This window comes from Salegentibacter sp. (assembly GCF_041642575.1).
In the GTDB taxonomy this organism is placed as follows: Bacteria; Bacteroidota; Bacteroidia; order Flavobacteriales; family Flavobacteriaceae; genus Salegentibacter.
The window spans coordinates 1-3977 of sequence record NZ_JBEPWD010000139.1 but is presented as its reverse complement, the minus strand read 5'-3'; the positions used below and the strand labels follow the sequence as shown (position 1 = coordinate 3977).

The following is a 3977-nucleotide window of genomic DNA, read 5'->3' as shown; positions in this document are numbered from 1 at the left end:
ATTTTCTTTCAATAACAAGCGCGGAAGATGCGAAGCCTGTGAAGGAGCCGGCGTGATTACGCTTTCTATGAATGTGTTGGGTACTATCAACCAGATTTGTCCGACCTGTAATGGTAAGCGTTTTAAGGATGAAGTATTGCAAGTGCATTGGAACAATAAAAATATTGCTGAAATCTATAATCTGAGTATAACGGAAGCTTATGATTTCTTTGCCGATGAGAAGAAAATTACCAAAATACTGTCTTTGATGCTGCAGCTGGGGCTGGGATATATCAAGCTCGGCCAACCTTCCAACATCTTATCCGGGGGTGAAGCGCAGCGAATTAAGCTCACCAAACATTTTGCTAAACAATCAAAAAAGACCCTTCTATTGTTGGAAGAACCAAGTATTGGATTGCATCAGCAAAATGTGAGGCAACTGCTAAAAGCTTTGCATCAGCTTAAAGAACAAACGGCAGGTATTATTTGCTTTGAGAATCATCCGCTTTTTCAATCCTCCTGCGATACCCTGGTGAATAATGCCATAAAAGCTCAGGCGCTGGATCTGGAGGAAGCACCAGATCAGCGCAGGGATACGATTTCTGTAAAGGGAGCCCGAACGCATTATCTTAAAGACCTGGATATAGATCTTCCGAAGAATCAATTATCTGTAATTACCGGAATTTCAGGTTCGGGAAAATCTTCTTTGGTTATTGACACTATACATGGCTACGGATTACAGGAAATGACCAAACAGTTTTCGAGTTATCAGCAGTCAAGAGTAGGGGTGAATTTTCAGTTTGAAGTTGACCATATTGAAGGGCTTAGCCCAACTATTTGCGTTACCCGTAAAGAAAAGAGTTTTACAGATCGCTCTGATATTGCCAAACAAACGGGAATAGATAAGATTTTACGTTTTGCCTTTTCCCGAAAAGCCCAGTACGAAGGAACTGAATTATCCGCCAGCCATTTTTCCAATAATCACGAATTGGGAAAATGCGCCGTTTGCGACGGTATGGGGCAGGAATTGCTCCCCGATTTAGATAAAATAGTACTGGATCAAAACAAGAGTATTGCTAACGGACTTTTTGAACACAACAAATCCCTGGCTTACTATGGTCATGCGAGCAGCCAGTATATGGCGATTTTACAGGTGTTAGGTGCTAAATATGGATTTGGTCTCGAAACGCCTTTTAATGAATTGACCGATCAACAAAAAGACATTTTATTTCACGGTGCCGGAGATACTGTATGGAAAGCCAACTGGCAATTCAAAACCAAAACCCGGGAAGGAATTCAGGAGGTAAGTATGAAATGGGAAGGCCTTTTCCATTACTTAAAAGAAGAATATTATAAGACCAGAAAGAACAAGAATATTGAAAAGCTGAAAGCACTTTTCTCCCTTGAGGAATGCAGCCATTGTGCGGGAAGCGGATTAAAGCCTGAGCGTCTGACTTTTTACATTGGAGGTAAATCGATTCACGAAATACGATCAATGGACTTTAAAGCTCTGGAAAATTGGCTTTCGGCTGATTCTGAGCATGAAAAGATGGATCAAAAACTCATCTCCAACATTAAGCCTCATTTGATCAATACCATAAAACGTGCAAAGCAATTGCATATTGATCACCTGCAGCTCAACCGTAAATCCAGCACGCTTTCCGGAGGAGAAAATCAACGTGTAGCACTTATAAAACAGTTAAACTCTCCGCTGAAGGGGATTACCTATCTTTTGGATGAACCTTCCGCAGGACTATCTAACGACAATATTCCGGACCTGATCGGTATTCTAAAGGATCTTATTGAAAAAGGCAATACGGTGATTGTGATTGAGCACAATAAAGAGATCATCCTGCAGGCTGATCGGTTGGTTGAACTTGGCCCTAAAGCCGGTAAGTTGGGAGGATATATTACTTTTCAGGGAACTCCGAAGGATTATTTAAAAAAGGAAGATTGTCACCCTTTTTTGAAAGAACCTTCTAAAGCAATCAGTTTAAAAGCAGGGAAGGATTCTATTTCCATCCGGAATATTTTCAAATATACCTTAGTGAAAGAATCCCTGGAAGTACCTGTTGGAGGCATCACGGCCATTAGCGGTAAATCAGGAATTGGGAAGACTACTTTAGTGAAAGATATTCTGATTCCGAGCATCGAGACAGGCAAGCCGGTCAATTGTGAAAGCATCAAATTCCCAGTAAAGTATGCGGGAGCGCATTATTTTGAGTCTAAGAAGCTAAGATCACATTCGAAGACTTTGTTAGTCACCTATTTGGATCTGTTAAAAGAAATAACCAAGATCTTTGCGAGCGAAACAGGCCTGAAACCCCGGGACTTTTCTTATAAAACAAAAACGAGTCAGTGCCCGAACTGCAAAGGCAAGGGCCACATAGAAACCAGCCTGGATATCGCTGCAAATGCGATTGAAGAATGTGAAGTCTGTAATGGACAGCGCTATCAGCAACATATTCTGGAACATAAAGTTGCTTCAAAAAATATCGCTGAGGTACTCGCCTTTAATCTTAACGAATTAAAGGAATGGTTAGAGGAGAATAAGGTGCCAGACAAAACACTTCAATTCTTAAATGAACTGGAAGAAATCGGTTTGGCGCATCTTCGCCTGGATCAGCCTGTTCAATCCCTTTCTTCGGGAGAAAAACAGCGATTATTGTTACTGAACTGGCTCCAGGACCGGGCGACCAATACGCTTTATATTTTAGATGAACCCAGCACAGGATTACATTATGCCGATATTGATCTCTTGTATGATATTCTCGAAAAACTGAGTAAGGACAATGATATCCTGGTAATTGACCATAATCCCTATTTGTTGAGCAAAATAGGGGTGGGGCTAGTCTTAGAATGAGTTCTTTCTTTTAAGAATATCCTGGTTATTATTATAAATTCAGGTGTGATAATTGTAAAAATAAAAACATCATCACACCTGAACTCATATAAAAAGTGAGCTTAAAATTACAAGGTATCCTCGAGCCATTTAAAGAATTCCCTTTGCCAGATTATCCCGTTCTGGGCGCTGAGGATCCAATGGTTCTCCATAGGAAAATACAGCAACTTACTTTTTAAACCTTTTAGTTGTGCGGCCTGGAAAGCTTCAAGGCCCTGCCCAATCGGTACTCTGAAATCCTTTCCTCCCTGGATGATCAGAATGGGCGTATTCCATTTATCAACAAAATTAATAGGATTAAATTCGGTATATGCTTTAGGTGTTGGATCCTGCCAGTAAGGGCCGCCTAGATCTTTATTTACAAAGAACAATTCTTCAGTGGTTCCATACATACTGCGGGTATTGAAGATGCCGTCATGAGCAATAAAAGTTTTAAAGCGATCGTCGTGGTGGCCGGCAAGGTAATAAACCGAATACCCACCATAGCTTGCCCCTACAGCTCCCAGCCTGTCTTTATCTACAAAATCTTCCTTGCTGATTTCATCTATTGCTGAAAGATAATCCTTAATATTTTGACCGCCCCAGTCGCCACTTATCTGCTCGTTCCATTCTACTCCATGTCCCGGCATTCCTCTTCGGTTAGGAGCCACTACTATATAACCTTTAGCAGCCATCAACTGGAAGTTCCATCGGAAGGAATAGAATTGGGATAAAGGAGACTGCGGTCCGCCCTGTAAATAAAGAAGGGTAGGGTATTTTTTATTGGGATCAAAATCTGGTGGGTAGATCACCCATGTCAGCATTTCTTTTTCGTCGGTAGTTGGTACCATCCTTTTTTCCACCTTGCTCAGCTTAATTTCATTATAGAATGTATCGTTCACATGGCTAAGCTGATCCATTTTTCCGCTTTTAAGATCTACTGTATAAATCTCGGTAGCGTGATTCATATCTGTTCTGGTCACCACCATATTGTTATCTGCCTCACCTACCATCCCGGTAATATCGAATTGGCCTTCGGTGATTTGTTTAACTTCCCCTGAACCCTCTTTTGGAAGACTTACCTCGAATAACTGTTTTGTTCCCATAGTAGGAGCTA

Annotated in this window: 2 protein-coding genes; one reads left to right on the top strand and one right to left on the bottom strand. The window is 41.2% G+C overall.

All coding sequences use genetic code 11. From position 1 onward, the window contains the following. The coding region (locus ACESK1_RS12405) for an AAA family ATPase (protein ID WP_372920498.1) at positions 1-2842 on the top strand (2842 nt) is incomplete at its 5' end. 107 nt (positions 2843-2949) lie between these two features. Here the strand turns inward: ACESK1_RS12405 and ACESK1_RS12400 are convergent. Further along, positions 2950-3977 (bottom strand): alpha/beta hydrolase family protein (locus ACESK1_RS12400; RefSeq protein WP_372920497.1); only part of this gene is annotated, 1028 nt, incomplete at its 5' end.